This is a genomic window from Pseudomonas sp. NPDC086251 (assembly GCF_044746405.1).
Lineage (GTDB): Bacteria > Pseudomonadota > Gammaproteobacteria > Pseudomonadales > Pseudomonadaceae > Aquipseudomonas.
The window spans coordinates 125,840-151,343 of the sequence record NZ_JBIVBY010000007.1; the positions used below are offsets into that span (position 1 = coordinate 125,840).

At 60.7% G+C, this 25,504-nt stretch carries 24 protein-coding genes and 1 pseudogene; 12 read left to right on the forward strand and 13 right to left on the reverse strand.

The genetic code is table 11. From position 1 onward, the window contains the following. The first annotated feature begins 99 nt into the window (after positions 1–99). Complete coding sequence (locus ACIPL2_RS10990) at positions 100–1,344, forward strand: AlgP family protein (protein ID WP_401355959.1); 1,245 nt, start codon at positions 100–102, stop codon at positions 1,342–1,344. Here the strand turns inward: ACIPL2_RS10990 and ACIPL2_RS10995 are convergent. Then, on the reverse strand, positions 1,341–1,808 hold the full coding sequence (locus ACIPL2_RS10995) for a TIGR02444 family protein (protein ID WP_401355962.1): 468 nt from the start codon (positions 1,806–1,808) through the stop codon (positions 1,341–1,343). The two genes, ACIPL2_RS10990 and ACIPL2_RS10995, sit on opposite strands and share 4 nt — an antisense overlap. 50 nt (positions 1,809–1,858) lie before the next feature. Between ACIPL2_RS10995 and ACIPL2_RS11000 the strand changes: the two genes are divergently transcribed. From ACIPL2_RS11000 to ACIPL2_RS11010, 3 genes are all read left to right on the forward strand, one after another. After that, positions 1,859–3,769, forward strand: a complete 1,911-nt coding sequence (locus tag ACIPL2_RS11000) for an ATP-binding cassette domain-containing protein (protein WP_401355964.1) — start codon at positions 1,859–1,861, stop codon at positions 3,767–3,769. Next, a complete protein-coding gene (locus ACIPL2_RS11005) occupies positions 3,769–4,350 on the forward strand; it encodes a mechanosensitive ion channel domain-containing protein (RefSeq protein ID WP_401355966.1) in 582 nt (193 codons plus the stop codon). The genes ACIPL2_RS11000 and ACIPL2_RS11005 overlap by 1 nt, the downstream gene beginning before the upstream one ends. A 227-nt stretch (positions 4,351–4,577) precedes the next feature. Beyond that, positions 4,578–5,210 (forward strand): LysE family transporter, encoded by a 633-nt coding sequence (locus ACIPL2_RS11010; RefSeq protein ID WP_401355968.1) that lies wholly within the window; start codon positions 4,578–4,580, stop codon positions 5,208–5,210. 127 nt (positions 5,211–5,337) lie between these two features. Here ACIPL2_RS11010 and ACIPL2_RS11015 read toward each other — a convergent pair whose 3' ends face one another. The 5 genes from ACIPL2_RS11015 to ACIPL2_RS11035 form a co-directional block, all read right to left on the reverse strand. After that, complete coding sequence (locus tag ACIPL2_RS11015; RefSeq protein ID WP_401355971.1) at positions 5,338–6,081, reverse strand: penicillin-binding protein activator LpoB; 744 nt, start codon at positions 6,079–6,081, stop codon at positions 5,338–5,340. 3 nt (positions 6,082–6,084) lie between these two features. Further along, complete coding sequence (gene lpoB / locus ACIPL2_RS11020) at positions 6,085–6,672, reverse strand: penicillin-binding protein activator LpoB (protein WP_401355973.1); 588 nt, start codon at positions 6,670–6,672, stop codon at positions 6,085–6,087. 39 nt (positions 6,673–6,711) lie between these two features. Then, positions 6,712–7,083, reverse strand: coding sequence for a DUF1425 domain-containing protein (locus ACIPL2_RS11025; protein ID WP_401355975.1), 372 nt, complete (start codon positions 7,081–7,083; stop codon positions 6,712–6,714). A 15-nt stretch (positions 7,084–7,098) separates the two neighbouring features. Further along, on the reverse strand, positions 7,099–8,493 hold the full coding sequence (locus ACIPL2_RS11030; protein ID WP_401355977.1) for a COG3014 family protein: 1,395 nt from the start codon (positions 8,491–8,493) through the stop codon (positions 7,099–7,101). 207 nt (positions 8,494–8,700) lie between these two features. Further along, entirely contained in the window at positions 8,701–10,101 is a 1,401-nt protein-coding gene (locus ACIPL2_RS11035; protein WP_401355979.1) for a COG3014 family protein, read from the reverse strand. 152 nt (positions 10,102–10,253) lie between these two features. On the opposite strand from ACIPL2_RS11035, the gene ACIPL2_RS11040 reads away from it, so the two are divergent. Together ACIPL2_RS11040 and ACIPL2_RS11045 are read left to right on the forward strand one after the other, a co-directional pair. Beyond that, positions 10,254–12,152 (forward strand): FTR1 family protein, encoded by a 1,899-nt coding sequence (locus ACIPL2_RS11040; protein ID WP_401355982.1) that lies wholly within the window; start codon positions 10,254–10,256, stop codon positions 12,150–12,152. Positions 12,153–12,292: 140 nt separating this feature from the next. Further along, positions 12,293–12,748, forward strand: a complete 456-nt coding sequence (locus ACIPL2_RS11045) for a YaiI/YqxD family protein (RefSeq protein ID WP_401355984.1) — start codon at positions 12,293–12,295, stop codon at positions 12,746–12,748. Positions 12,749–12,869: 121 nt separating this feature from the next. Here ACIPL2_RS11045 and elbB read toward each other — a convergent pair whose 3' ends face one another. Further along, a complete protein-coding gene (gene elbB, locus ACIPL2_RS11050; protein WP_401355987.1) occupies positions 12,870–13,538 on the reverse strand; it encodes an isoprenoid biosynthesis glyoxalase ElbB in 669 nt (222 codons plus the stop codon). A gap of 116 nt (positions 13,539–13,654) precedes the next feature. Here elbB and ACIPL2_RS11055 point away from each other — a divergent pair, with 116 nt between their 5' ends. Beyond that, a complete protein-coding gene (locus tag ACIPL2_RS11055) occupies positions 13,655–14,890 on the forward strand; it encodes a sterol desaturase family protein (RefSeq protein WP_401355989.1) in 1,236 nt (411 codons plus the stop codon). Here ACIPL2_RS11055 and ACIPL2_RS11060 read toward each other — a convergent pair. After that, on the reverse strand, positions 14,871–15,494 hold the full coding sequence (locus ACIPL2_RS11060; protein WP_401355991.1) for a DedA family protein: 624 nt from the start codon (positions 15,492–15,494) through the stop codon (positions 14,871–14,873). The genes ACIPL2_RS11055 and ACIPL2_RS11060 overlap by 20 nt on opposite strands. A 208-nt stretch (positions 15,495–15,702) precedes the next feature. Here ACIPL2_RS11060 and hemB point away from each other — a divergent pair, with 208 nt between their 5' ends. Both hemB and ppk1 read left to right on the forward strand, forming a co-directional pair. Further along, entirely contained in the window at positions 15,703–16,716 is a 1,014-nt protein-coding gene (gene hemB / locus ACIPL2_RS11065) for a porphobilinogen synthase (protein WP_401355993.1), read from the forward strand. An 18-nt stretch (positions 16,717–16,734) separates the two neighbouring features. Further along, positions 16,735–18,957 carry a polyphosphate kinase 1 gene (gene ppk1, locus ACIPL2_RS11070; RefSeq protein ID WP_401355995.1) on the forward strand — a complete coding sequence of 741 codons (2,223 nt, stop codon included), beginning with the start codon at positions 16,735–16,737 and terminating at the stop codon, positions 18,955–18,957. Positions 18,958–19,190: 233 nt separating this feature from the next. Here the strand turns inward: ppk1 and ppx are convergent, their stop codons facing one another. The 5 genes from ppx to ACIPL2_RS11095 all read right to left on the reverse strand — a co-directional run bounded on the left by ppx (position 19,191) and on the right by ACIPL2_RS11095 (position 23,748). Further along, positions 19,191–20,693 (reverse strand): exopolyphosphatase, encoded by a 1,503-nt coding sequence (ppx, locus tag ACIPL2_RS11075; protein WP_401355998.1) that lies wholly within the window; start codon positions 20,691–20,693, stop codon positions 19,191–19,193. 208 nt (positions 20,694–20,901) lie between these two features. Further along, a complete protein-coding gene (locus tag ACIPL2_RS11080) occupies positions 20,902–21,639 on the reverse strand; it encodes an amino acid ABC transporter ATP-binding protein (protein ID WP_401356001.1) in 738 nt (245 codons plus the stop codon). After that, a complete protein-coding gene (locus ACIPL2_RS11085) occupies positions 21,626–22,276 on the reverse strand; it encodes an amino acid ABC transporter permease (protein ID WP_033060645.1) in 651 nt (216 codons plus the stop codon). Before ACIPL2_RS11085 ends, ACIPL2_RS11080 begins: the two co-directional genes overlap by 14 nt. Next, positions 22,273–22,941, reverse strand: a complete 669-nt coding sequence (locus ACIPL2_RS11090) for an amino acid ABC transporter permease (protein WP_401356004.1) — start codon at positions 22,939–22,941, stop codon at positions 22,273–22,275. Before ACIPL2_RS11090 ends, ACIPL2_RS11085 begins: the two co-directional genes overlap by 4 nt. 21 nt (positions 22,942–22,962) lie before the next feature. Beyond that, positions 22,963–23,748 (reverse strand): transporter substrate-binding domain-containing protein, encoded by a 786-nt coding sequence (locus ACIPL2_RS11095; RefSeq protein WP_401356006.1) that lies wholly within the window; start codon positions 23,746–23,748, stop codon positions 22,963–22,965. Between the two features lie 256 nt (positions 23,749–24,004). Here ACIPL2_RS11095 and ACIPL2_RS11100 point away from each other — a divergent pair, with 256 nt between their 5' ends. The 3 genes and pseudogenes from ACIPL2_RS11100 to ACIPL2_RS11110 all read left to right on the forward strand — a co-directional run. Further along, positions 24,005–24,712 (forward strand): FadR/GntR family transcriptional regulator, encoded by a 708-nt coding sequence (locus ACIPL2_RS11100; protein ID WP_401356008.1) that lies wholly within the window; start codon positions 24,005–24,007, stop codon positions 24,710–24,712. A gap of 120 nt (positions 24,713–24,832) precedes the next feature. After that, a complete protein-coding gene (gene trxA / locus ACIPL2_RS11105; RefSeq protein ID WP_003177349.1) occupies positions 24,833–25,162 on the forward strand; it encodes a thioredoxin TrxA in 330 nt (109 codons plus the stop codon). Positions 25,163–25,411: 249 nt separating this feature from the next. Continuing rightward, a pseudogene (locus ACIPL2_RS11110) lies at positions 25,412–25,504 on the forward strand (hypothetical protein); the annotation flags it as partial.

Genomic DNA, 25,504 nt, shown 5'->3' on the forward strand with positions numbered 1-25,504 from the left:
CTTTGCAACGCAGCGCTTTGGATACTGTCAACATGCCCTAGCGGCGGTAGCAGCAGAGGTCTAGTATGAGCCGCACCCACGTCAGCCAGGAGGTAAACCATGTCGGCCACCAAGAAGCCTGTAAATACCCCGTTGCACTTACTCCAACAACTCTCGGGCAGCTTGCTCGAGCATTTGGAAACCGCTTGTTCCCAAGCCCTGGCTGATGCTGAAAAATTGCTCGCCAAACTGGAAAAGCAGCGCGGAAAAGCACAGGAAAAATTGCACAAATCCCGTACCAAATTGCAGGACGCTGCGGCGGCCGGCAAGGCCAAGGCTCAGACCAAAGCCAAGGGTGCGGTCAAAGAGCTTGAGGACCTTCTCGATGCCCTCAAGGATCGTCAATCCGAAACTCGCAGCTACATTTTGCAACTCAAGCGCGATGCTCAAGAAAGCCTGAAATTGGCCCAGGGCGTCGGTCGTGTACAAGAGGCTGTCGGCAAGGCGTTGTCCCTGCGTTCGGCCAAGCCTGCTGCGGCCCCTGCGAAGAAAGCCGCGGCCAAACCGGCTGCTGCAAAAGCACCGGCCAAGCCTGCTGCCAAAGCCCCGGTGAAAGCCGCAGCCAAGCCAGCAGCAAAACCTGCGGCGAGAAAACCAGTCGCTGCCAGCGCTGCGAAACCGGCTGCTAAAACGACGGCTGCCAAGCCTGCCGCCGCCAAGCCAGCCACTGCAAAAACGGCTGCTGCAAAACCAGCCGTGGCAAAAACTGCCGCTGCCAGACCAGCAGCAAAACCCGCTGCGAAAACGGCCGCTAAACCTGCAGCCAAACCAGCTGCCAAAACCGCTGCGGCGAAACCTGCTGCCAAGCCAGCTGCCAAACCTGTCGCGGCTAAAGCTGCTGCAAAACCAGTAGCCAAACCTGCTGCAAAAACGGCCGCTAAACCTGCAGCCAAACCAGCTGCCAAAACCGCTGCGGCGAAACCTGCTGCCAAGCCGGCCGCCAAACCTGTCGCGGCTAAAGCTGCTGCAAAACCAGCTGCAAAACCAGCGGTGAAAACGGCTGCAAAACCAGCCGCTAAACCGGCAGCAAAACCTGCTGCAGCAAAACCTGCCGCTGCTGCCAAGCCGGCCACCGCCAGCGCCGCAAAACCTGCTGCAGCAAAACCTGCCGCTGCTGCCAAGCCGGCCACCGCCAGCGCCGCAAAACCTGCCGCAGCCAAACCGGCCGCCGCGCCAGTTGCCAAGCCAGCCAACCCGGCTCCGGCGGCTACATCCGCTTTAGCAGCCGCCACCTCGACCGCCACGCCAGCGCCAACGCCGGCCGCCGCGTCGATCGCAGCAACCACCCCAACCAGCGCTTCCTAAGAAGTGCCGGTTACCGCGACGCGCAGCTCAAGCAGCGCGTCGCGGTCCAGGTGGACGGCGCCCGCCGTCACACCTTCCAGCCAGGCCGATAGATCGGCCGCGTCACCCTGCGGCCAACTCTGTGCCGATCGCTCCAGCCGCAACAACAGATGTCGCTCGGCTTCCAGCTCCAGTGTCTTCACTTGCTCACGCAACGTATTCAGTTCGGGATCTTCAGTCGCGAGGGCTTTCCATTGCGTGCGCAAGGCTCGCAGCGGTCGAACGACATCGGCGTCCCAAGGCTCGGCGACAGTGCGAAGTAGCTGCAAACGTTGCTCGTTGCAGGCCACGCCACGCTGTCCCAGCCACAATCCACACAGCAGCAGGCAGACATTGCTGCCCGCCGACTGCAATTGCAGGCACGCGTGTTCCACGCCGGGACGGGCGTAAGTGGTCAGGGAAAAGCTCCACAGGTCAGAGGACATAGTGCTACTCGCGCCAGTTGCGAGCGAAGCTGGTAGACTCCGCCGCCATTATGATTCGACTTCAGAACCTGACTTTACAGCGTGGCCCGCAACGTCTGCTAGAAGACGCCGAGCTGACCCTGCACGCCGGCCACAAAGCCGGCCTCATCGGTGCCAACGGCGCCGGCAAATCGAGCCTGTTCGCCTTGCTTCTGGGCGATCTGCACCCGGACTCGGGTGATTGCTTCTTGCCGGCGGACTGGCGCATCGCCCACATGCGCCAGGAGATCGACACCCTCGATCGCATCGCGGTCGACTACGTGCTCGATGGCGACCTGCGCCTGCGCGAGGTGCAACGCGACCTCGCCGCAGCCGAAACGGCCCACGACGGTGCCGCTCAGGCCCGCCTGCACGCCGAACTCGACAGCGCCGACGGTTACACCGCCGACGCCCGGGCGCGCAAGCTGCTGGCCGGCCTCGGGTTCACCAACGATCAGATGGACCGTCAGGTCGGAGATTTCTCCGGTGGCTGGCGGATGCGTCTGAACCTGGCGCAGGCATTGATGTGCCCGTCGGACTTGTTGCTGCTCGACGAACCGACCAACCACTTGGACCTCGACGCCATCATCTGGCTCGAAGAATGGCTTAAAAGCTATCCCGGCACCTTGATGCTGATTTCCCACGACCGGGATTTCCTCGATGCCGTGGTCGATCACGTAGCCCACGTCGATCAGCGCAAGATCACCCTCTATCGTGGTGGCTACAGCGCCTTCGAACGTGCCCGCGCCGAACGCCTGGCCCAGCAACAACAGGCCTACGAGAAGCAGCAGGCGCAACGTGCGCACATGGAAAGCTACATCGCCCGCTTCAAGGCCCAGGCCACCAAGGCCCGTCAGGCCCAGAGCCGGATCAAGGCGCTGGAGCGGATGGAAGAGCTGTCCGCCGCCCACGTCGATTCGCCGTTCGACTTCGTTTTCCGCGAGTCGCACAAAATCTCCAGCCCGTTGATTGATATCTCCGACGCTCGACTGGGCTATGGCGAGCGAGCCGTGCTGGAGAAGGTCAAGCTGCAACTGACCCCCGGCGCGCGCATCGGCTTGCTCGGCCCCAACGGTGCCGGTAAATCGACCCTGATCAAAAACCTCGCCGGTGAACTCGAGCCGTTGTCCGGCCGCCTGACCCGTGGCGAGAACACCGTCGTTGGCTATTTCGCCCAGCATCAGCTCGACTCACTGGATTCCAAGGCCAGCCCGTTGCTGCACATGCAGCGTCTGGCGCCAACCGAGCGCGAACAGACCTTGCGCGATTTCCTCGGCGGCTTCGATTTCCGTGGTGCGCGGATCGACGAGCCGGTGCTGAATTTCTCCGGTGGCGAGAAAGCGCGACTGGCCTTGGCGTTGATCGCCTGGGGCCGGCCGAACCTGTTGCTGCTCGACGAACCGACCAACCACCTGGACCTGGAAATGCGCCTGGCGCTGACCATGGCCCTGCAGGAATTCAGCGGTGCGGTACTGGTGGTCTCCCACGATCGCCATTTGCTCAAGAGCACCACCGACAATTTCTATCTGGTAGCGGACGGCAAGGTCGAGGAATTCGACGGCGACCTGGAAGACTACACCCGTTGGCTGGTCGACTATCGTCAGCGCAACGCCCCGGTGAGCAACACGCCGGTCAATCCGGACAAGACCGACAAGAAAGCCCAGCGCCAGGCCGCCGCTGCGTTGCGTCAGCAACTGGCGCCGCACAAGCGCGAGGCCGACAAGCTCGAAGCCGAGCTCGGCAAGCTGCACGAGAAACTGGCGAAGATCGATGCCAGCCTTGGTGACAGCGACATTTACGAACCGGCGCGCAAGAACGATCTGCGCGATCTGCTGGCCGAACAGGCCAAGTTGAAGGTGCGTGAAGCCGAACTGGAAGAAGCCTGGATGGAAGCGCTGGAACTGCTTGAAAGCATGCAGGCGGAGCTGGAGGCGTTGTCCTGATGGAAGCGTTCCGGCTGCCATTGCCCGCCGTGTGGGTCGAGCCGATCTGGCTGGTCGCGCAAATCCTGCTGATTCTGTTGGCCGGTTACTTCGCCCAGCGCTTCGTCGCTAAATGCCTGACCCGCCTGGGCGAGCGCTATCCGTTTCCGCCGCAATTGCTGATGCCGCTGCGCGGTGGCCTGCGCTGGCTGATCATGGGCAGCGCGCTGATCTTCGTGCTGGAACGCCTCGGGGTTTCAGCGACGGTGCTCTGGACGGCGTTGTCCGGTTTTGTCGCGGTGGCGGCGGTGGCATTTTTTGCCATGTGGAGCGTGCTCTCCAATCTGCTCTGCGCGATCCTGATTTTCACCGTCGGCCCGTTCCGCCTCGGCGACGTGGTCGAACTGGTGGACACCACCGACAAGCCCGGCGTCAAAGGGCGGGTGGTGGCGATCAACCTGCTCTACACCACGTTGATCGAGGCCGAAGAGCTCGGCACCGGCAGCGCCATGGTGCAAGTGCCTAACAGCCTGTTCTTCCAGCGCTCGGTTCGGCGGTGGCGGGGTAGCGATGTATTCCCTTCGAGCGGTTTCGAAAAGTAAGCCTCTTGTTGCCTGACATACCGCTTTCGCGAGCAAGCCCGCTCCCACAGTTGACCGCGTTCTTAATTAACGACTCGGTCGAATGTGGGAGCGAGCTTGCTCGCGAAGGGGCCCTCAAGCCATAAAACGCTGGTCGGCGTTTACTCTGTCCGACAAAAAATCGATAGTCATCCGCCCAAAGCCGCATTAGCTTAGACGTCTGTCACGAGTCTGAGTCGAGGTGTGCAATGGAGCTTCAAACATGGCTGGCGTTTTTTGCCGCCTGCTGGGTGATCAGCTTGTCCCCCGGTGCCGGCGCCATTGCGTCGATGTCCAGCGGTCTGCAATACGGTTTCTGGCGCGGTTACTGGAACGCTCTGGGCCTGCAATTGGGCCTGGCGGTGCAGATTGCGATTGTCGGCGCCGGTGTTGGCGCGATTCTCACGGCTTCGGCCACGGCCTTCTACGCGATCAAATGGTTCGGCGTGGCGTACCTGGTTTACCTCGCGATCAAACAGTGGCGAGCGCTGCCCAGCGACATGAGCGACGACGCGGCCATACGGCCGATCGGCAAACCACTGGTTCTGGTGTTCCGTGGTTTCCTGGTCAACATCAGCAACCCCAAGGCGTTGGTGTTCATGCTGGCCGTACTGCCGCAGTTCATCGACCCGCACGCGCCGCTGCTCGTTCAGTACTTGATCATCGGTGTGACCATGGTCTGCGTCGACCTGATTGTCATGGCCGGCTATACCGGGCTGGCGTCGAAGGTGCTGCGCCTGTTGCGCACGCCAAAGCAGCAAAAACGCATGAACCGCACCTTTGCCGGGCTGTTCATCGGCGCGGCGGCCTTCATGGCGACGCTGCGCAAAGCGACAATGTAAAACCGCTCCCTCTGTAGGAGCGAGCTTGCTCGCGATGGACCTGAGGGCAATGTGTTTATCCAGCAAACACGCGTTACCGTTAACGTCCATCGCGAGCAAGCTCGCTCCTACAGAGTCAGAGACAGGGTCAGCGCAGAATAACCGGCGCTGTATCCTGCGGCAGGTTATTGCGCTGCGGGGCTTGCCCCGGCTGCTCATACCCACCGCCACCAAGCTGTTGGCTCAGTTGCGCGGCCACGTCTTCGCCCAACGCTTTGGACACATCACGCACCACCCGTGGGCGGTTCAGTGACACCTTGATATCCCGGCCATTCAGCAATTTGGTGTCCTGACCTTCGCCCATCGCCGTGAACGCCGAGGTGATTTCGTACGTCCTGGTGTTGATCAGGCTGAAATCCGCCACCAGAGTCAAAGCCAGCACTGCCGAATAGCTGTCGGTATTGGCCAGTTCGTTGATGTCGCGGGTGAAGTCGATGTCCGATACGGTACCGAACAGCACGTAATCCGCGCCCTTGAAGTTGCCGGCCTTGATCCGCTTGATCACATCATAGATGTCACCCTTGGACGAGGCGGTGTAAGGCGTGCCCTGAATCAGCTGGAACATGCCGGTGCGCAGGATTTCACCCTTGATGTCGCCAGTGAATTTGCGCAGTTCGGTCTGCTCGATGTAGCTGGTCGTGGCTTCGATCTCGTTGTAGTTCGACGAGCCGCTTGCCCCGTAGTAACTGTGGTTGTAGTTGTTCTGGGCCGAAACGATGTGGATGTACTGCTCCACCCGCTCCTGATACGCCAGGTCGGTCACTGCAACTTTCGGCGCCGCCTGCGCGCTGAGCGCGCAAGCCAGGGCCATGATGCCAATCCATGCGCGCATCGATTAACGCTCCGTGGTTTTGCGGATCTCTTTTTCGTCCATCCACTCGGCCAGACCGCTTTCAACGTCGATCAATTGCAGGCTGAATTTGTAGAAGACGTCCTTGTAGTCGCTGCTGCGCTTGACGATCGAGCTGATCGAACCTTCAAGACGGTACTGAGCGGCGATCATGTTGCCAGTCTTGGCCACCGTACTCTTCTTGTACAGACCGCTCTGGTTCTGCAGTTTGAGCTGGTCGACCTGGCTTTGCATCGCGGTGTTGTCGCTGGCAAAACGGGCCACGCCCGTCTTCATCAGCTGAGTCTTGATGCTGGTGGTGATTTCGCGGGTGTCGATGTATTCGCTGGTCTTGTTCTTCACGTCGTAGACCTGAACCACCGGACGGCCGTGCAGAATGCCGGACTGGGCCAGGGAGCGGGTCATCGACTCGGCGATCATCTGCAGGTCGGTGGAGCCGAACTCGTTGGTCACGGTTTCCACCGCCTTGGTGTCGCCGTAGCTGATGTTTTTGCTACCCAGCGTTGGCGAAGTGTTGGCGCAACCGCTGGCCAGAAGGGCGACAACGGCGATGAACGAAAAGCGTGCAAACATGGGAATGCTCTCTAGAACTGAACGAATAGGGTGTCAGGCTTAAGGCGTTTTGATTTCGAGACGGAAATCCACGGCTTTGGCGGTTGGCGCGATCGCCTGGATAAAGCTGGTCTGCTCGCCATACATCATCTGGCTCTTCCAGACTTCCTCTTCGGCGACGGGAAAGCCTTCAGGGCCGAGCCAGGCAAAGCGGTAGTAGAAAGTCTTGTTGTTGTAGCTGGTGTTGCTCAGCTGCACATTGGCCGTCATGAAGCCGTTTTCCCGAGCGACGCGCATGGCGCCGACCACGATGTTCTTCAGCTTACCCATGGCCACGACTTTGCTGGCGGCAGTGCCAGGTTCGGGCGGTGGCGGGGTGGCGCAGCCGGCCAGCAAGGCCAGGGCGACGACAGCGAATAGTTTGAAGCGCATGTAAAGACTCCGTTCTTAAGGGTTGAGGCTGGCGACGGCGGTCGGGTTGGTGCTCGGGATCACGTGCGCGGCCAGGCCACCGGCGAACACTTGATTGCCCACGGCGCGCAGGCTGACTACCTGGTAACGCTGGTCGACGGTGACCTTGACCACCGAACCGCCCACGGCGCTCGGCAGCGTGACTTGGTGCTCACCTTTCTTCAAGCGCAGACGCACCACTTGGGTGTTGTCCGGCAAGGTGCGCCATGTACGGGTATCGGCACCTTCGAGCACGGCTGAAGTGATACCGACGGCCAGGCCCGCCAGCGGGTTGGTTTCGTTGATTTGCTTCTGCGCCACGCCACGGGTGATCGCCCGTACGGTGGTGCGCACGATGATCCCCGGCATGTCGTCACGCAACGCGCGGCGAGACATGGCGGTGGTGCTGTTGAGTTGCGTCAGGTTTAGCTGCTGGCCGTCCACGCCGATCTGGGCGAAGGTCGCGGTGGAGGCGTCAGCCTTGATGATCGGGAACGACAGCGGGGTGATCACCACGTTGTTGCTGATCGGCAACGGCAGCGGAATGCGGATCGAATCACGTGCCGGTGCCAAGCCGCTTTGCACGACAATCAGGATGTCGCTGTCTTCTTCCTTGCCACTTGGCTTGTCGAGGTTGACCAGTGCCTGTTCCAGCAGTGGGGTGTTGGGGCGCAGTTCGGCGGCTTTGCGATAACCCGGTGCGGCCAGGCCTTTTTCGCCCAGGGCCTCATACACAAACCCGGACAGGTAATGGCTGAACGCACTCTGGTAGCTGTTTTTCAGGCCAACCACTTCGGGTGCATCGAGGCTGGCGACCGGGTAACCCTGCAAATCCTTGTACTGGGTTTTGACGCCTTCTTTCTCGGCTTCCTCTTCGCTCTTGAGGTATTCCTTGTCGCGCAGCTCGGCGATCAGCGCTTCCCGTTCGTGAGTCTTCTTGATGGCGGTGCGCGCACCGTCGAAGTCGTTCACCGCCAGCAGGTTGAGCGCCATTTGCGTGGTCAGCATGACTTTTTCATAGTCATAACCTTCGTAGCGACGGACTTTGTCGTTGACCACGAAGCTGCCGAATTGAGCGAGGTACTTGCCGGTGTCCAGCTTGACCGAATCCTCCCACTTGCCCACCACTTGATCGGCGCTACCCCAGGCATTCTGGCTGCCGGACAAATCGCCTTTGGCGCGCAGCAGTTCACCTTTCTCAAAGTAATAGAGCAGGTCTTTGTCTGCGCCGGCGTTGTTCTTTTCCAGCAGGGTCAGTGCGGCGTCGACGTTACCAGCGGCGAGTTGCTGGTTGGTCTGGGCCAGTTCGGAGTCGTAATTGCGAAACGCCGAACAGCCGGAAAGCAAGGTGACGGCGCTGAGCGCGATCGACGTAAGGGCGCGGGATGCCATAGGGGTGTTTCTTCCCTGAATGAAAGCAGCCGCAAATGCTGGTCGGGCTGATAGGACCTACTGGCGGAAAGCTGGCCTCCTGCCAATTCCTCACTACTAGAGGAGCTTCAAATGCCGCATCACACAAGCGAGGGCGCGGCATTATAAGCAAGAATGCTGGCTAAGTAGTGGCTTTTTGATCCCTCTTTTAAGAAGTGGTGCCATTACTTATTTCAAGCCGGAAACCACGCGGCTTTCAGGCGCGTTGGAGGGCTCGAAGGCCACTCCATTGTGGAAAATCTGCTGACCTAGGGCCCGTAGACCGATGACTTGATGGTTCTGGTCGACGCGGAATTTCAGCGGCTCGGCGCCCGGCGTATTGGGCAGACTAATCAGGTGTTGGCCTTTTTTCAGGCGCAGGCGCGTCACCAGGGTGATGTTGGGCAACGTGCGCCAGGTGCGGGTGTCCGCATGCTCAAAACCATCGTGCTGGGTCACGTACGAGGCTTTGCTCGGATCGCGTCGGTTGTCTGTGCCCTGGACGGAAGCCGCCAGGAAGGCGCGATAGGCCGTGCGTTGAATGATGCCCGGCATGTCGTCCCGCAACGTGCGCAGCGACATATCGGTGATGCTGTTGACGGCAATCAGTGGCTGTTTGCGACCATCAATATTCACCTGCGTGAAGGCCGGCGTCGAGGTGTCGGGAACCATCACCGGAAACGACACGTTGGCGACAATCACTTGGTTATCCTCCAGACGCACCGGATAAGGCACGCGGACTGAGCTGCGTGCCGGCGCCAGACCACTTTGCACGATGATCAGCACGTCGCTTTCATCAGCCTTGGCCCTGGGTTTGTCGAGGTCGCGCAACGCCTGTTCGAAGAAGGGCATGTCGGGCCGCAACTCGATGGCCTGGCGATAACCGGGGGCGGCGAGATCCCGCTCACCCAGCGCTTCATAAGTAAACCCGGCCAGGTAGTGGCTGAACGCACTTTGATAGCCGTTTTTCAGCGCGATGACGGCAGGTGCATCAAGGGTGGTCACCGGGTAGCCCTGAAGATCCTTGTAATGAACCCGAGCACCCTGCGCCTTGGCTTGTTCTTCGAGGCGCTCATATTCCTTTTCCCGTTGACGGGCAATGAGCGCTTCACGTTCGTGGGTTTTTTTGATGTCGGCCCGTGCGCCATCGAAGTCATTGAGCGCCAATTGGTTCAAGGCCATCTGCGTGGTCAGCATGACTTTTTCGTAGTCGTACCCGTCATAGCGACGCAATTTGTCGTTGATGATGCTGCCCCAGTGATTGCCCATCGCAGCCAGCAATTGGTCGCCGGTGGTCTCGAGGGTGTCCTGGCGTTCAATTATCCGTTGTTCGGCACTGCGCCAAGCCACCTGACTTTGCGGCAGCGCCCCTTCGGCGCTCAGCACTGCGCCCTTTTCGAAGTAATAAAGCAGGTCCTTTTCTTCTCCAGGATTGTGCAGTTCGATCAAGGAAAGCGCGCCAGCAGGATTGCCCGATTTCAACTGATCGGTGGTTTGCTGCAGTTCAAGGTCGTAGTCGCGGTAGGCGGCGCAACCGGTCAGTTGCAGGACAAGGTTTGCCAGCAGTAAAAATCGGACGCGTGCATGCATGAGCAATGATTCTTCCGTGGATGGAGGCAGTGGATAGTGGCAAATGGCTGCTAACTGTACACGCCGTTACGCAGGAAACTCCAACAAAGCTTGAGTGAAAGTCATTGGAAGTGAACAATGTGTTACTTCGTATTTCCAATTGAGATTCATTCATGACTGCCCCGTCCCGTTTACTGGCCTGGCTGGTGTTCCCGCTGTTTGCCTTGTGCAGTTTCAACCTGCTGGCCGACACCGTGGAAGGCGCGCCGCAAGCGCTGCATTTGCTCGATTACATTGGCGCTGACTATCCGGAGTCGGTGCAAGCGGGCACGGTTATCAACGAGACGGAATACCGCGAGCAGCTGGAATTCATCAAGGTGCTGCAAGGCTTGATCGCTGCCCTGCCGGCCAAACCGGAAAAGCCCGGGCTGGAGCAGGGCGTCACTGCGCTGCGCAACGCGATCAGCGCACGTCAGGACGGCGCTGACGTCGCCCGTCAGGCCCGTCAACTCGGCGCGAAGCTGGCCGTCGCCTATGAAGTCAGTCAGGCACCGATCATTACCCCGGACCCGACGCGTGGCGCGCCGTTGTATGCCCAGCACTGTTCGGTTTGCCACGGCGATGCGGGGGCCGGCGATGGCCCGGCAGGTGTCGGCCTGACGCCGCCACCGGCCAATCTGCGTGACACGGCGCGTCTGGACCACCTCAGCCTCTACGCGATCTACAGCACCTTGGGCCTCGGCGTCGAAGGCACCGACATGCCGGCCTTCGCCGATCAACTCGACGACCGCCAACGCTGGGACCTGGCGACTTATATCGCCAGCTTCAGCGCCGACCCGGCTGCCGCACCGTCCGAAAAGGCCTACAACATCGCAGACCTCGCCCGTCAGACGCCGGCCGAAGTGCAGGCCACCGACGGCCCGCAAGCGGCGGCGACGTTCCGTACCCAGCGTGCGCAACCGCCGCAGGTCAAGCGTGGCCCGGCGCAATTGCTCGACTATACCGCCGCCACGCTGGACAAGAGCGTCGCGGCCTACCGTGCCGGCGACCACGACCAGGCCTACGACCTGTCGGTGGCGGCGTACCTGGAAGGTTTCGAACTGGTCGAAAGCTCCCTGGACAACGTCGACGCCAACGTGCGCAAAGACACTGAAAAATCCCTGATGGCTTACCGTCAGTCGTTGCAGGACGGTTTGCCGGTGGCTCAAGTCCAGGAACGTCTGGACGCGGCCAAGGCCAAGTTGAAAGCGTCTGCCGGTTTGTTGGGCAGCGATGGCTTGAGCTGGTCGCTGAGTTACATCTCCGGCCTGCTGATTCTGCTGCGCGAAGGCCTGGAAGCGATTCTGGTACTGGCGGCGATCCTTGCGTTCCTGCGCAACACCGGCCAGCAATCGGCGGTACGCAGCGTCAACGTCGGTTGGGGCCTGGCGCTGTTGGCCGGTCTGGGGACCTGGGCGCTGGCGGCGTATGTGATCGATGTCAGCGGTTCGCAACGCGAGTTGCTCGAAGGTGCCACAGCGTTGTTTGCGGCGGTGATGGTGCTCTGGCTCGGCGTGTGGATGCACGACCGCCGTCACGCCGCGGCCTGGCAGGATTACATCAAGAGCAGCCTGGTGGGTGGCGGTGGTCGATTAGGCTTTGCGACCCTGGCGTTCTTCTCGGTGTATCGCGAACTGTTCGAAGTGATCCTGTTCTACGAAACCCTGTGGTTGCAGGCGGGCCCTGCGGGTCATAACGCGGTGCTGGCCGGCGGGGCGACGGCGTTGGTGTTGCTGGTTGGTCTGGCCTGGGTGATCTTGCGCGGCTCGGCGAAACTGCCGCTGTCGTTGTTCTTCAGCATCAACGCCGGTTTGCTGTGCGCGTTGTCGGTGGTGTTCGCCGGGCACGGGGTGAAGGCGTTGCAGGAAGCCGGGATCTTCGGCACCCGGCCGGTGCAGTTCTTTGACTTCGACTGGCTGGGGATCCACGCGGATGCGTATTCGCTGAGTGCTCAGGCCGTGGCGATCATAGCGATCATCGTGCTGTATAGCCGCAGTCGCATGGCGGAGAAGCGCCGGGTGCAGGTTTCCTAACAGCATTCGCTGCGCTCACATTCGCGGGCAAGTCGAATCGTCGCACCGCTCGCTCCTACAGGGTTTACGTATAACCTGTAGGAGCGAGCGGTGCGACGATTCGACTTGCCCGCGAAGCTTTTTGAACCGAGGAAAACACAATGCGTGTCTGGATCGATGCCGACGCCTGCCCGCGGGCGGCCAAGGATCTGGTGGTGAAGTTCGCCCTCAAGCGTCAGTTCGAAGTGGTGCTGGTGGCCGGGCAGCCGCAAATCAAACCGGGGCTGGCGCTGGTGAAGTTGATCGTGGGGCCCAGTGGCCCGGATGCGGCGGACGACTACCTGGTGGAACACGCCGTGCCCGGTGAACTGGTGATCTGCAGCGACGTACCGCTGGCCGATCGACTGGTGAAGAAGGGCGTTTCAGCGCTGGACCCTCGGGGCAAGGAGTTCGATGCGCAGAACATGGGGGACAGGCTGGCCGTGCGTAACCTGTTCACCGATTTGCGTGAACAGGGTCAGATGAGCGGCGGCCCGGCGCCGTTTGGCGAACGCGAGAAACAAGCGTTTGCCAATGCGCTGGACCGGATTCTCACCCGGCTATCGCGCAAACCCTGATCTCCAAACCCTGTAGGAGCGAGCTCGCTCGCAAAAAACCCGAGACCACCTCGGGGTGTCAGGTTTCCAGCGTTATCGTTAACGACCATCGCGAGCGAGCTCGCTCCTACAGTAAGCCGTGTTACACGTCGTTTTCGTGGGTCAGTTCGAGCACGCGGTCGACCAGTTTGTTGATGCCCGACGCCGCTTCGCTGATCGATTGCGCCAGCATGTAAGCCGGGGTGCTCACCAGTTTGCGCGCCTTGTCTTCGACGATCTCACTCACCGCGCAATCGGTGTGAGTGGCGCCCATTTTGTTCATGGCCGCAGCCGTGTCGGCGTCGTTGCCTATGGTGCAGGTCACGCCCGGCCCATAGATCTTCGCTGCCAGCGCCGGCGAGATGCAGATCAGCCCGACGGGCTTGCCAGCTTCGGCAAACGCTTCAGCCAGTGCCAGCACTTCCGGTTGCACGGTGCAGCCAGCGCCTTCGATGGCGAAGTTCGACAGGTTCTTGGCCGCGCCGAAACCACCGGGCACGATCAACGCATCGAAGTCTTCGACGTCCGCTTCGCGAATGTCCTTGATGTTGCCCCGGGCGATCCGCGCCGATTCCACCAGCACGTTGCGCGACTCCGGCATTTCTTCGCCGGTCAGGTGATTGATCACATGCAGCTGCGCAATATTCGGTGCGAAACACTGCACCTGAGCGCCGCGTTGGTCCAGGCGCAGCAGGGTAATCACGCTTTCGTGGATCTCTGCGCCGTCGTAGACGCCACAGCCGGAAAGGATCACTGCAATTTTTTTGCTCATGGGCTTTTCTCCAGATTCATGGCGTTAAATGTCCACTAATTTGTCACTCGTTGCCATAGGGTTAATTCACGGCTACACCTAGCATCTGTGCTCAAGATTCCGACTCAGGGCGTGTCATGGACTTCATTCTGTATGCGGTGCCGTTTTTCTTTGTGCTGATCGCCGTCGAACTGCTGGCGGATCGTTGGCGCGGGGTGAGCAATTATCGCGTGGCCGACGCGATCAACAGCATCAGCACCGGCGTGTTGTCCACCACCACCGGCCTGTTGACCAAGGGCGTGGGTCTTGTGACGTATGCGTTTGCCCTCAAGCACCTGGCGCTGTTCGAACTCTCGGCCGACCGTGTTTGGGTCTGGGTATTCGCCTTTGTCCTCTACGACTTCTGCTACTACTGGCTGCATCGCATGGGGCACGAGCGCAACATCCTCTGGGCGGCGCATTCGGTGCATCACCAGAGTGAGGACTACAACCTCTCCACGGCCCTGCGCCAGACCAGTACCGGGTTCCTGCTGAGCTGGATTTTCTACCTGCCGATGGCCGTACTCGGTGTGCCGCTGCTGGTGTTCATCAGCGTTGCGTCGCTGAACCTGCTCTACCAGTTCTGGGTGCACACCCGGCACATTCCCAAGCTCGGCTGGTTCGAGTGGTTCTTCGTCACGCCGTCCAATCATCGGGCTCACCATGCACAGAACGCTCTCTACATGGATCGCAACTACGGCGGGGTGTTCATTATTTGGGACCGTCTATTTGGCTCGTTCCAGGAAGAGGACGATAACGAGCCGGTGATTTTCGGCGTCACCACGCCGCTGGCGAGCTGGAACCCGGTGTGGGCGAACGTGCAGTTCTACGCGCAGTTGTGGGCCGATGCGCGACGTGCCGAAAGCACCTGGGACAAGCTGCGGATCTGGTTCATGCGCACCGGTTGGCGGCCGGCGGACGTGGCGGCCAAGTACCCGATGAACAAGCCGGACCTGAGTCAGTTCCGTAAATTCGAAGTGCCGCTGGATGGGCGTCAGCAGCTGTATGTCGCGCTGCAGTTTTGCGTCTACATCGCGCTGGGCAGCTATTTGATGAACCTGGAGCCGAGCCTGCCGACCGCCGCATTAGTGCTCGGCTGGAGTGCAGTGGCGCTGGGGTTGTTTGTGCTGGGCGTGGCCCTGGAGAATCGCCCGTGGGCGTTGAAGCTGGAGCTGCTGCGGCTGGCTTCGAATGTGCCGCTGGTGTGGCTGGCGCCGGTGGTCGGGCTGTGGCCGGCCAGCGCGGTGGGCTGGGTCGGCCTGATCAGTTACAGCCTGCTCAGCGGTATCGCTCTCTACTGTTGCAGAAACCGTTTCACTCGGTTGGCGTCTTAGTCTCGGCGGCTTTGGCCAGCTCGGCCTGCTCCTCGGCGTAGATCTTCTTCGCCAGACGGGCATTCTTGAAGCGCCGACGCAGCCACAACACAAAACCCAGCACCAGCAGGGCGCCGAGCACCCACAGCTCGTATTTCTTGACGCTGCCGAGCATGCCTTCCAGCACTGCCCCGAAGTGATAAGCGGCGGCCGCCAGCGCACTTGCCCAGATCGCCGCGCCAATCCCGTTCAGCAGCAGATACCGGCCCGGCGGATAGCCCGACAAACCGATCGCCACCGGCATCACCGTGCGCAGGCCATAGACGAAGCGGAAGCTCAGCACCCAGATGTCCGGGTGCTTGCGGATGTGTTCCAGCGCCCGGTCACCCATCATTTGCCAGCGCGGTTTGCGTGCCAGCAACTTGCGGCCGTGCTTGCGTCCCAGGAAGTACCAGAGCTGGTCGCCGGCATAACTGCCGCAAAACGCCACGACCACCACCAGGTTGATGTCCATGTATCCACGGAACGCGAGGAAGCCTGCGAGCACCAGAATGGTTTCGCCTTCGAAGAACGTGCCGAGGAAAAGGGCAAAGTAGCCGAAGTCATGCAGAAATTGTTGGAGCATTGTCTGGGTGCTGGCGAAATGAACGCGCAGCCTAACCCTTCGTGCACATTCATGAAAGTGTCCAAATGTGTCTCGACGTGAACATTTCCTACAAGGACAATGGAAAGCGGCTACTTGCCGCAGGGGTGCACATAACTGTCATGTGTTAGTCATAATGGTCGCTTATAACTGTCACGCTCGCCCGCCAGCGCGGGCTCAGGAGTCTGCCGTGAGCTTTACCCCCGCCAATCGTCTGTTTCCAGCAACCCGCCTGCGCCGCAACCGCCGTGATGATTTCTCGCGTCGATTGGTCCGTGAAAACGTTTTGACCGTTGATGACCTGATCCTGCCGGTGTTCGTGCTGGACGGTGAAAACCGTCGTGAAGCGGTGGCCTCGATGCCCGGTGTTGAACGCCTGACCATCGACCTGTTGCTCGAAGAAGCGGCCAAATGGGTCGAGCTGGGGATTCCAGCGTTGGCGCTGTTCCCGGTGACGCCGCCGGAGCTGAAGTCGCTGGACGCCGCCGAAGCCTGGAACCCCAACGGTATTGCCCAGCGCGCCACCCGCGCCTTGCGTGCGCAGTTCCCTGAACTGGGTGTGATCACCGACGTCGCCCTCGACCCGTTCACCACCCACGGCCAGGACGGTATCCTCGACGAAGAAGGCTACGTGCAGAACGACATTACCGTCGACGCACTGGTCAAGCAGGCCCTGTCCCATGCCGAAGCCGGCGCTCAGGTGGTGGCCCCGTCGGACATGATGGACGGTCGCATCCAGGCGATCCGCGAAGCCCTCGAGCTGGCCGATCACGTCAACGTGCGGATCATGGCCTACTCGGCAAAGTACGCCAGCGCCTATTACGGCCCGTTCCGCGATGCGGTCGGTTCGGCGCTGAACCTGGGCAAGGCCAACAAGGCCTCCTATCAGATGGACCCGGCCAACAGCAACGAAGCCTTGCACGAAGTGGCGGCGGACTTGTCAGAAGGCACGGACATGGTCATGGTCAAGCCAGGCATGCCGTATCTGGACATCCTCTACCGGGTCAAAGAAGAATTTAAAGTGCCGACCTTTGTGTATCAGGTCAGCGGTGAATACGCCATGCACATGGCGGCAATCCAGAATGGCTGGTTGAGCGAAGGGGTTATCCTCGAATCCCTGACCGCTTTTAAACGCGCAGGCGCTGATGGCATCCTGACTTACTTTGCCGTTCGTGCTGCTCAATTGTTACGAGAGCAAAAATAGCCCTCCCAGGAACATTCGATGAATACCGAAGGACTCACTGACGTTGCCGTAAAAGATGCTCAACCCGTGGTCGAGCAAATCACCGAAACCCCGCCGGAACTGGAGCCTGCTCCGCCCGCGGTGGTCGCCGAGCCTGTTGCGGCGGCGCCGGCGATTGCCATTCCCGGCCTGGATGACAGCAGCCTGTACATCCATCGCGAGCTCTCGCAACTGCAGTTCAACATCCGCGTGCTGGAGCAGGCGCTGGATGAGTCCTACCCGTTGCTGGAGCGGCTGAAATTCCTGCTGATCTTCTCCAGCAACCTGGACGAGTTCTTCGAGATTCGCGTGGCGGGCCTCAAGAAGCAGATCACCTTCGCCCGTGAACAGGCCGGCGCCGATGGCCTGCAACCGCATCAGGCCCTGGCCCGGATCAGCGAGCTGGTGCACGGCCACGTTGACCGTCAGTACGCGATCCTCAACGACATTTTGTTGCCGGAACTGGAAAAGCATCAGGTCCGCTTCATCCGCCGGCGTCACTGGACCACCAAGCTCAAGACGTGGGTCCGCCGTTATTTCCGTGACGAGATCGCACCGATCATCACCCCGATCGGCCTCGACCCGACGCACCCGTTCCCGTTGCTGGTGAACAAGAGCCTGAACTTCATCGTCGAACTCGAAGGTATCGACGCCTTCGGTCGCGACTCCGGTCTGGCGATCATCCCGGCACCGCGTCTGTTGCCGCGGGTCATCAAGGTGCCGGAAGAAGTCGGCGGCCCTGGCGACAACTATGTATTCCTGTCGTCGATGATCCACGCTCACGCCGATGACCTGTTCCAGGGCATGAAGGTCAAGGGCTGCTACCAGTTCCGCCTGACTCGAAACGCCGACCTTTCCGTCGACACCGAAGACGTGGAAGACCTGGCCCGCGCCCTGCGCGGCGAGTTGTTCTCCCGTCGCTACGGTGACGCGGTGCGCCTGGAAGTCGCCGACACGTGCCCGAAACACCTGTCCGACTACTTGCTCAAGCAGTTCAACCTGCACGAGACCGAGCTGTATCAGGTCAACGGCCCGGTCAACCTGACCCGCCTGTTCAGCATCACCGGCCTGGACAGCCAGCGCGAGCTGCAATACCTGCCGTTCACGCCGCAGATCCCGAAACTGCTGCAGAACAGCGAGAACGTTTTCAGCGTGATCAGCAAGCAGGACATTCTGCTGCTGCACCCGTTCGAGTCTTTTACTCCGGTGGTCGACTTGCTGCGCCAGGCGGCCAAGGACCCGCACGTACTGGCGGTTCGTCAGACCCTGTACCGCTCCGGTGCCAACTCGGAAATCGTCGACGCGCTGGTCGATGCGGCGCGTAACGGCAAGGAAGTCACCGCGGTGATCGAATTGCGTGCGCGGTTCGACGAAGAGTCCAACCTGCAACTGGCCAGCCGCCTGCAAGCGGCGGGTGCGGTGGTGATCTACGGCGTGGTCGGCTTCAAGACCCACGCCAAGATGATGCTGATCCTGCGCCGCGAGGCCGGCGAGATTGTCCGTTACGCCCACTTGGGTACCGGCAACTACCACGCGGCCAACGCCCGTTTGTATACCGACTACAGCCTGCTGACGTCCGACGATGCCTTGTGCGAAGACGTCGGCAAACTGTTCAGCCAGTTGATCGGCATGGGTAAAACCTTGCGCATGAAGAAACTGCTGCACGCGCCGTTCACCCTGAAGAAGGGCATGCTCGACATGATTGCCCGCGAGACGCAGTTCGCGCTCGACGGCAAACCGGCGCACATCATCGCCAAATTCAACTCGCTGACCGATCCGAAGATCATCCGCGCGCTGTACAAGGCCAGTCAGTCCGGGGTGCGTATCGACCTCGTGGTGCGTGGCATGTGCTGCCTGCGTCCGGGCATTGCCGGCGTGTCCCACAACATCCACGTGCGCTCGATCATCGGGCGCTTCCTGGAACACACCCGGGTCTTCTACTTCCTCAACGGCGGTGACGAACAGATGTTCCTGTCCAGCGCCGACTGGATGGAGCGCAACCTCGACAAGCGCGTCGAGACTTGCTTCCCGGTCGAGGGCAAGAAGCTGATCATGCGGGTCAAGAAAGAGCTGGAGCTGTACCTCACCGATAACACCCACAGCTGGAGCCTGCAGTCGGACGGTCGTTACATCCGCAACACACCGACCGGCAACCAGAACCCGCGCAGCGCCCAGGCGACGCTGCTGGAGCGCTTGGGCAGCCCGATTCTGGCTGTTCGTTAACGCAGGACGGATACAAAAAATGGCGATCCCTGCGGATCGCCATTTTTCTTTTCACCGAACGCTAATGCCAAAACGTTCCCCGTAGGAGCTGTCGAGTGAAACGAGGCTGCGATCTTTTGACTTTGCTTTTCAGTCGCTCAGAAAATAAAGATCAAAAGATCGCAGCCTCGTTTCACTCGACAGCTCCTACAGCTCCTACAGCGCCTACCGTTGTTCGGCGGTGATCAAAATATTTAGCGAACGCTGAGCACGAAGCCAACTCGGGTCAGCCATTCCGCTTCGAGGGCGAAGTCGGCCTGGGTCAGCTGGTTTTCGTCCAGCCAGTTTTCCGGGAACTGCACATCGAGGCTGTCGCCATTGGCGTGCAGCACTACCTGAGGCATTTCCTGGGTGCCGCGGATGTGATGGAACAGGATCGCAAAGCGCAGCAGCACGCACAGGCGAATCAGCTTGATGCCTTCGTCGCCAAAATCGGCAAACCGGTCCCGGGGAATATTGCGCCGGTGACCGCGCACCAGCAGCGCGAGCATCAGTTGGTCTTCGCGGGAGAACCCGGCCAGGTCCGAATGCTCGATCAGGTAGGAGCCGTGCTTGTGATACTGATAGTGCGCGATGTCCAGGCCGACTTCATGGACCTTGGCGGCCCAGCCGAGCAGTTCACGCCAGATGCCGTCATCCAGGTCCCAATCCTCGGCCACCTGATCGAAGGCATGCAGCGCTTTGCGCTCGACCCGCGCCGCTTGTTCCAGATCAACGTGATAACGCTCCATCAGCGAGCTGAGGGTACGCTCACGGACGTCTTCGTGATGATGACGGCCCAGCAGGTCGTAGAGCACGCCTTCGCGCAGGGCGCCTTCACAGTGGTCCATGCGTTGCAGTTCGAGGGCGTCGAAGATGGCTTCGAGAATCGCCAGGCCGGCGGGGAAGATCGCCCGGCGGTCGGGCTTGATGCCTTCGAAGTCGATCTTTTCGACGTCGCCGAGTTTGATCAGTTTGCGTTTGAGCCAGGCCAGGCCTGAGGCGTTGACTTCGCCTGCACCGTGACCGCCGGCCTTCAGCGCCAGGCCGATGGCGCGAATGGTGCCTGAGGAGCCGATGGCTTCATCCCAGGTCAGGCGGTGCAGGGCGTGTTCGATGCTCATGATCTCCAGCCGCGCCGCAGTGTACGCCTGGGCGTAGCGGGCCGGGGTGATCTTGCCGTCCTTGAAATAGCGCTGGGTGTAGCTGACGCAGCCCATTTGCAGGCTTTCGCGCAGCAGCGGCTCGAAACGCTGGCCGATGATGAATTCCGTACTGCCGCCGCCGATGTCAGCCACCAGGCGCTTGCCCGGGGTGTCGGCGAGGGTGTGGGAGACGCCAAGGTAGATCAGGCGCGCTTCTTCACGGCCGGAGATGACTTCTACCGGGTGACCGAGGATTTCTTCGGCACGGCGGATGAATTCGCCACGGTTGCGGGCTTCACGCAGGGCGTTGGTGCCGACGATCCGCACGGCGCCAGTCGGCATACCGTTGATCAGTTGGGCAAAACGCTTCAGGCAATCGAGCCCGCGCTGCATGGATTCTTCACTGAGCTTGCGCTCATCGTCGATGCCGGCGGCCAGCTGAACCTTCTCCCCGAGTCGTTCGAGAATACGGATTTCGCCGTTCTGGGCCTTGGCCACGACCATGTGAAAGCTGTTGGAGCCCAGGTCGATTGCGGCGATCAGAGACAGATTCTTGGCTTGGGATTGCGGCATGGTCAGGGGGTCTCGGTCGATAACCTCGACATCGTGCCACGATCAAACGCTGACGCCAACGCGCAGTGTTCAAAGCCTTGATCCTGCGCAGATAAGTCGGTGACCGCTGCGCGGTCAATCGCTAGCAGGCTAGCTCCCACATTGGAATGCATACCGTTGTGGGAGCTAGCCTGCTAGCGATGAGGGCATTAAAGACACTGAGGTTGTTTCAGGCTGTCGCTTCAACCGTGCCAATGAAATTCGCCAGCTCTGCCGTCTGCGGGTCAGCAAACAAAACCTTCGGATCCCCCACCTCATGCACCTTGCCCTGATGCATGAACACCAACTTGTCCCCAACCTCCCGGGCAAAACGCATTTCGTGGGTGACCATGATCAGCGTCATGCCTTCCCTGGCCAGCTGCCGAACCACGCTCAGCACTTCGTTGACCAGCTCCGGGTCCAGCGCCGAGGTGATCTCATCGCACAGCAATACCTTCGGCGACATCGCCAGCGCGCGGGCAATCGCTACCCGTTGCTGCTGCCCGCCGGACAATCGATCCGGGAAGGCATCGAATTTCTCCCCCAGCCCGACTCGCTCGAGCATCTGCCGCGCCAGCTCGGCGGCCCGGGCTTTTGGCACTTTCTGCACCACTTGCGGCGCCAGCATCACGTTCTCGCCCACGGTCAGGTGCGGAAACAGGTTGAACTGCTGGAACACCATCCCGACTTTCTGCCGCAAGCTGCGCAGGTCGGCGCGGGCGGCATCGAGGTATTCGCCATCGACTTCGATCACACCGTCGTTGATCGACTCCAATCCATTCAGCGTGCGCAGCAAGGTCGATTTGCCCGAGCCGCTGCGGCCGATGATCGCCACCACCTGGCCTTCCTCGACACTCAGGTCGATGCCTTTGAGCACATGATGCTCGCCGTAATATTTATGCAGAGCCGAAATTCTAAGCAGAGGCATGCAGTCTCCTTTCCAGGTAGCGCGCACTGAGGGACAAGGGGTAGCAGAGCAGGAAGTAACCGAGGGCCACCAGCCCGTAGACCATGAACGGTTCGAAGGTCGCGTTGGCGAGCATGCCGCCGGTCTTGGTCAGTTCGGTGAAGCCGATGATCGAGGTGACGGCGGTGCCTTTGACCACTTGCACCGAGAAGCCCACGGTTGGCGCCACGGCGATGCGCAGGGCTTGCGGCAAGATCACGTAGCGCAATTGCTCCAGCGGGTTGAGCGCCAGGCTCGACGAGGCTTCCCACTGGCCGTTGGGGATCGACTCGACGCAACCGCGCCAGATCTCCGCCAGGTAAGCGCTGGTGAACAGCGTCAGGGCAATCGCCGCGGCCATCCACGGCGAAATCTCCACCCCGGCCAACGCGACGCCGAAGAACACCAGAAACAGCTGCATCAACAGCGGCGTGCCCTGGAACAGTTCGATGTAGGTGCGGGCAAAGCTGCGCGGCAGGGATTTTTTCGAAATGCGCATGACCATGATCAGCAACCCGATCAGCCCACCGCCGATAAACGCCACCAGCGACAGCGCCAAGGTCCATTGCAGGCCGGTGAGCAGGTTGCGCACGACGTCCCAAAAGGTGAAATCGCTCATTGGCTGCTCCTGGCAATGTAGCGGCGACCGATCCAGTTCAGTAGCTGGCGGATCAGCAACGCCATGCACAGGTAGATCAGCGTGGTCAGGGCGTAGGTTTCAAAGGCGCGGAAGTTGCGCGACTGGATGAAGTTGGCAGCAAAGCTCAGCTCTTCGGTGGCGATCTGTGAGCAGACCGCCGAACCGAGCATGACGATGATGATCTGGCTGCTCAACGCGGGCCAAACCTTACTCAACGCCGGCAGTAGCACCACGTGGCGGAAGGCTTCAAAGCGGGTCATCGCCAACGCGGCGGCGGCTTCCAGCTGTCCTCGCGGGATCGCTTGAATGCCGGCGCGGATGATCTCGGTCGAATAGGCACCGAGATTGATCACCATCGCCAGCACCGCCGCCTGCCATTCGGAAATCTGCACGCCGAGGGACGGCAGGCCGAAGAAGATGAAAAACAACTGCACCAGAAACGGTGTGTTGCGGATCAACTCGACGTAGACCCCGAACATCGCCGAGAACGGGCGAATGTTCCACGCCCGCACCAGTGCTCCGACGATGCCCACGCCCACGCCGAGCACCGCGCCGATGGCCGTCAGTTCAAGGGTGAACAGCGCACCGCGCAGCAGCAGGTCGGTGTTTTGCACCACCGGTAGAAAGTCGAACTGATAAGCCATGTGCAGTCTCCCCAGCGGTGATCAGAGATCGGCCGGCAGCGGCTCTTTGAGCCAGGTCTGGGCGTTCTTCTCCAGCGCACCGTCGGTCTTGGCGGTGGCGAGGATTTCGTTGACCTTGCCCAGCAGCGCCGGCTCGTTCTTGTTCACGCCAACGTAGACCGGCGAATCCTTGAGCTTCACTTTCAGCGCGGGCACGCGTTTTGGACTGCGCTCACTGATCGCCACCATCACCACGTTGCCGCTGGCAATCAGGTCGACTTGCCCGGCGAGGTACGCGGCGATGGTCGAGTTGTTGTCTTCGAAGCGCTTGATGGTCACGCCTTCGGGGGCGACTTTGCTCAGTTCGATGTCTTCGATGGCGCCCCGGGTGACGCTGACGGTTTTGCCCTTGAGGTCGTCCAGGCTTTTGATGTTGGCGTCTGGCGGACCGAACACGGCGAGGTAGAAGGGCGCATAGGCGCGGGAGAAGTCGATGACTTTCTCGCGCTCGGGGTTCTTGCCGAGGCTGGAGATCACCAGGTCGACCTTGCCGGTGGTCAGGAACGGTATGCGGTTGGTGCTGTTGACCGGCGTCAGTTCAAGTTTGACCTTGAGTTGCTCGGCCAGCAGTTTGGCGGTGTCGATATCGAGGCCGCGCGGCTTCATGTCCGGGCCGACCGAGCCGAAGGGCGGGAAGTCCTGAGGCACCGCCACCTTGAGGACGCCGCGCTTGACCACATCCTCCAGACCGTCGGCGTGGGCGGGCGCCTGGCTCAGCATGAGGCTGGCAAACAGGGCTGCGAGGAGGGCGCTGTAACGCTGGGTCATGGCAAATCTCCGAATCGGCGAGAAGTGATTTCTGCGGATCGACAGAGCACGGGCCATGCCAAGATCGGTTTTCGGGGTGTGCAGGCCGCGGTTTTATTGGGGTTTTTCGGTCTTACTGGTCTGAACAGTCAGGGGGTGTTTCGCACCCCGATAGCGCATCGCCGGATGTCGCCGAACCCCCATGGGGCACGACTTGCCGGACGTCGCGAATAGCTTTACAACTAACCGCTCATTGGCCTGGTTCGTCTGAAAAACCATGAACTCGATCTCTCGCGCCGTACCTGAAGTGGCGCTGCAAGCCATCCGCAAACTGATCACCGAACAGGGTTTCGGGCCGGGCGATGCCTTGCCCTCGCAACGGGACCTGGCCGTGCAATTGGGGGTGAGTCGGGCGTCGCTGCGCGAGGCGTTGTCGTCACTGAGTGCGCTGGGTGTCATCAGCATCCAGCCGGGCAAAGGTGTGTTCGTGCAATCGCCGGTGGACTTGCCGCGATCCGATGCCGCGCTGAGTTGGCCATTCGCCGCCCAGGCGTCGCCGCTGGACATCTTCCAGTTGCGTTATGCCCTGGAGGGTTTTGCCGCCGGATTGGCCGCCGTGACATTGAGCACGCATGAGCTCGACGCCCTGGAAGACAATGTCGCCGCCATGCGCAACCAACTGAAGGCAAGCGACTTCGAGGCAGCGGCGCGGCTGGATTTCGAATTCCACCGGCGCATCCTGCTGGCCAGCGGCAATCAGGCGATGCTGAGCATCCTCACTGCGAGCGCCGAGATCTTCCTGGAGAGCCAGAAGCTACCGTTCATCCGGGCCGAACGGGCCATGGAAACCTGGCAGGAGCACCGCAAAATCCTCCGCGCGCTGGCGCGACGGGCGTCCGGCGCGGCGCAGAAGGCCATGCATGAACATGTGCGTAATGCCGCGTTGCGCACCGGAATTGCCTTCGTCGCTCCCGCCGCCTCATGACTTGAGCTATACCCAAACTCATGGACCACCATAGCGAGACTCAATCATCTGCGGCTTCCTGAACGCGGGAAGGGCGGCTATGATGGGCCACGTTTTTTTGCTTACAACCTGGAGACTTCCATGAGCAGCGATCTTATCAAACACGTTAGCGACGCTAGCTTCGAGGCCGACGTACTCAAGGCCGAAGGCGCTGTATTGGTCGACTACTGGGCTGAATGGTGCGGCCCTTGCAAAATGATCGCTCCTGTTCTGGACGAAATTGCCGAGACCTACAAAGGCAAGCTGACCATTGCCAAACTGAACATCGACGAGAACCAGGAAACACCGGCCAAGCATGGCGTGCGTGGTATCCCGACTCTGATGCTGTTCAAGAACGGCAACGTTGAAGCGACCAAGGTCGGCGCACTGTCGAAGTCGCAACTGGCTGCTTTCCTCGACGCCAACATCTAAGCGTCGCTGTAAAGTGTCCGAAAAAAGGCCCCGCATATTGCGGGGCTTTTTCGTTATTGAGGGCTAGACGCTCCGAAACTCAGGTGGTACATTCGGCCCCGCACTGGTTTCTCCATTGCCCCCTGCTAGCCGTCGCCGACGCACTCCTTTTCGAATAAGTACGCGATCCTGTCGCCTTCTCTGCGGCGCGGCCTCATTAAGCCAAAAGCTTAATTTCCCCCCCTCCATAAATGATTACGTCATTCCTATATGAATCTGACTGAACTCAAGCAAAAGCCGATTTCCGCACTGGGCGAAGTGGCCGAGCTGGTGGGGGTCGGAGAGAGGGGGCGGGCGCGCGGG

Coding starts and splice junctions, on each gene's coding strand:
- ACIPL2_RS10990 (WP_401355959.1), top strand. CDS start 100: ATGTCGGCCACCAAGAAGCCTGTAAATACCCCGTTGCACTTACTCCAA.
- ACIPL2_RS10995 (WP_401355962.1), bottom strand. CDS start 1,808: ATGTCCTCTGACCTGTGGAGCTTTTCCCTGACCACTTACGCCCGTCCC.
- ACIPL2_RS11000 (WP_401355964.1), top strand. CDS start 1,859: ATGATTCGACTTCAGAACCTGACTTTACAGCGTGGCCCGCAACGTCTG.
- ACIPL2_RS11005 (WP_401355966.1), top strand. CDS start 3,769: ATGGAAGCGTTCCGGCTGCCATTGCCCGCCGTGTGGGTCGAGCCGATC.
- ACIPL2_RS11010 (WP_401355968.1), top strand. CDS start 4,578: ATGGAGCTTCAAACATGGCTGGCGTTTTTTGCCGCCTGCTGGGTGATC.
- ACIPL2_RS11015 (WP_401355971.1), bottom strand. CDS start 6,081: ATGCGCGCATGGATTGGCATCATGGCCCTGGCTTGCGCGCTCAGCGCG.
- lpoB (WP_401355973.1), bottom strand. CDS start 6,672: ATGTTTGCACGCTTTTCGTTCATCGCCGTTGTCGCCCTTCTGGCCAGC.
- ACIPL2_RS11025 (WP_401355975.1), bottom strand. CDS start 7,083: ATGCGCTTCAAACTATTCGCTGTCGTCGCCCTGGCCTTGCTGGCCGGC.
- ACIPL2_RS11030 (WP_401355977.1), bottom strand. CDS start 8,493: ATGGCATCCCGCGCCCTTACGTCGATCGCGCTCAGCGCCGTCACCTTG.
- ACIPL2_RS11035 (WP_401355979.1), bottom strand. CDS start 10,101: ATGCATGCACGCGTCCGATTTTTACTGCTGGCAAACCTTGTCCTGCAA.
- ACIPL2_RS11040 (WP_401355982.1), top strand. CDS start 10,254: ATGACTGCCCCGTCCCGTTTACTGGCCTGGCTGGTGTTCCCGCTGTTT.
- ACIPL2_RS11045 (WP_401355984.1), top strand. CDS start 12,293: ATGCGTGTCTGGATCGATGCCGACGCCTGCCCGCGGGCGGCCAAGGAT.
- elbB (WP_401355987.1), bottom strand. CDS start 13,538: ATGAGCAAAAAAATTGCAGTGATCCTTTCCGGCTGTGGCGTCTACGAC.
- ACIPL2_RS11055 (WP_401355989.1), top strand. CDS start 13,655: ATGGACTTCATTCTGTATGCGGTGCCGTTTTTCTTTGTGCTGATCGCC.
- ACIPL2_RS11060 (WP_401355991.1), bottom strand. CDS start 15,494: ATGCTCCAACAATTTCTGCATGACTTCGGCTACTTTGCCCTTTTCCTC.
- ppk1 (WP_401355995.1), top strand. CDS start 16,735: ATGAATACCGAAGGACTCACTGACGTTGCCGTAAAAGATGCTCAACCC.
- ppx (WP_401355998.1), bottom strand. CDS start 20,693: ATGCCGCAATCCCAAGCCAAGAATCTGTCTCTGATCGCCGCAATCGAC.
- ACIPL2_RS11080 (WP_401356001.1), bottom strand. CDS start 21,639: ATGCCTCTGCTTAGAATTTCGGCTCTGCATAAATATTACGGCGAGCAT.
- ACIPL2_RS11085 (WP_033060645.1), bottom strand. CDS start 22,276: ATGAGCGATTTCACCTTTTGGGACGTCGTGCGCAACCTGCTCACCGGC.
- ACIPL2_RS11090 (WP_401356004.1), bottom strand. CDS start 22,941: ATGGCTTATCAGTTCGACTTTCTACCGGTGGTGCAAAACACCGACCTG.
- ACIPL2_RS11095 (WP_401356006.1), bottom strand. CDS start 23,748: ATGACCCAGCGTTACAGCGCCCTCCTCGCAGCCCTGTTTGCCAGCCTC.
- ACIPL2_RS11100 (WP_401356008.1), top strand. CDS start 24,005: ATGAACTCGATCTCTCGCGCCGTACCTGAAGTGGCGCTGCAAGCCATC.
- trxA (WP_003177349.1), top strand. CDS start 24,833: ATGAGCAGCGATCTTATCAAACACGTTAGCGACGCTAGCTTCGAGGCC.